Here is a 1,929-nt window from a genome sequence, read left to right as displayed (position 1 = left end):
GCGGCAGTGCGATCAACCAGGACGGTGCGAGCAACGGCCTCACCGCCCCGAACGGCCCGTCGCAGCAGCGGGTGATCCGCCAGGCGCTGGCGAACGCGGGTCTGTCGGCCGCGGATGTGGACGTGGTCGAGGCGCACGGTACGGGAACGGTGCTCGGTGACCCGATCGAGGCGCAGGCGCTGATCGCCACCTACGGCCAGGACCGTCCTGAGGACCGGCCGCTCTGGCTGGGGTCCATCAAGTCGAACATCGGCCACGCCCAGGCCGCCGCCGGCGTGAGCGGTGTGATCAAGATGGTGATGGCGCTGCGCAACGGCGTCATGCCGCAGACGCTGCACGCCGAGGAGCCCTCGCCGCACGTGGACTGGTCGGCCGGTGCGGTGGAACTGCTCACCGAGGCCCGTCCCTGGGACGCCGGCGACCGCCCGCGCCGGGCGGCGGTGTCGTCCTTCGGGATCAGCGGCACGAACGCGCACGTGATCATCGAGCAGGGTCCGGCGGTGGAGCCGGAGCCCTCCGGCGCTGCCGAGCTGCCGGTGACGCCGTGGCTGATCTCGGCCAAGACCCCCGAGGCGCTGCGGGCACAGGCCGGGCAGCTCGCCTCGTGGGTGGAGGAGCGGCCGGAGCTCGACGTGGCTGACATCGGCTGGACGCTGGCGAGCGGTAGAGCGCTGCTGGAGCAGCGCGCGGTGGTGATGGGCGCCGACCGGGCCGAGCTGGTGGCGGGCCTGCGTGCCCTGGCCGAGGGCACGACGATGCCGGGTGCGGCACGTGGTGGCGGGCTGGCGATGTTGTTCGCGGGTCAGGGCAGCCAGCGGGTGGGCATGGGGGCGTCCCTCGCGGCGGCGTTCCCGGTGTTCGCCGAGGCGCTGGACGAGATTTGCGCGCTGTTGCCCGGGTCGGTGCGTGAGGCGATGTTCTTCGGTCCGGAGGAGGTGCTGGCCGAGACGGGGACGACCCAGCCGGCCCTGTTCGCGTTCGAGGTGGCGCTGTATCGGCTGCTCACCTCGCTGGGTGTGGCTCCGGATGTGCTGGTGGGGCACTCGGTGGGGGAGATCGCGGCTGCTCACGTGGCGGGTGTGCTCTCGCTGCCCGACGCGTGTGCCCTCGTCACCGCCCGTGCCCGGTTGATGCAGGCGTTGCCGGAGGGTGGGGCGATGCTGGCCATCGCCGCTCCCGAGGCCGAGATCCTTCCGCTGCTGGAGGGCCGCCAGGACGTCGGCATCGCCGCCGTCAACGGCCCGCAGGCCGTGGTCATCTCCGGCAGCGAAAGTGCCGTTGAGGAGATCGCGGGCCTGGTGAGCGCCCGCACTCGACGGCTGCGGGTCTCGCACGCCTTCCACTCTCCGCTGATGGAGCCGATGCTCGCCGAATTCGAGCAGATCGTCTCCGCTCTGACCTTCGCCGAGCCGAGTATCCCTGTCGTCTCCAACGTGACGGGTCGTCCCGCCGAGCCGGGTCTGCTGACCGACCCGGGGTATTGGGTGCGGCATGTGCGGGAGGCGGTGCGTTTCGCCGATGGCGTCACCGCCTGCCAGGCGGGTGTGTTCGTGGAGATCGGCCCGGACACCACCCTGACCGCGCTGGCCCAGCAGAGCGTGCAGGACGGCGTCTTCGTCGCGACCGCGCGCAAGGACCGGGACGAGATCCGGACGCTGATCGAGGCGTTCGACCGGCTGCACACCCACGGCGTCTCGCTCGATTGGGACGCTCTCTTCGCTCCGGCGCGACCCCACCGCGTGGACCTGCCGACGTACGCCTTCCAGCGGGAGCGCTTCTGGGTCCCCACACAGATCGAGACCGGCGACATGGCCGGTGTGGGGCTCGTCGCCATCGATCATCCGTTGTTGAGTGCGGTGACGGAGGTCGCCGGTGGTGGGTCGGTGGTCTTCAGTGGCCGTTTGTCTCCTGTCGTGCAGCCGTGGTTGG

The 1,929-nt window shown here is 71.3% G+C and carries 1 protein-coding gene; it reads left to right on the top strand.

Annotated elements, in window-relative coordinates:
- On the top strand, positions 1 to 1,929 hold a 1,929-nt coding region (locus ACFFRH_RS44075), incomplete at both ends, for a type I polyketide synthase (RefSeq protein ID WP_386164150.1).

Source organism: Streptosporangium vulgare (assembly GCF_042428775.1).
GTDB classification, from domain to species: domain Bacteria; phylum Actinomycetota; class Actinomycetes; order Streptosporangiales; family Streptosporangiaceae; genus Streptosporangium; species Streptosporangium vulgare.
This window is presented reverse-complemented; position numbering and strand designations above follow the sequence as displayed.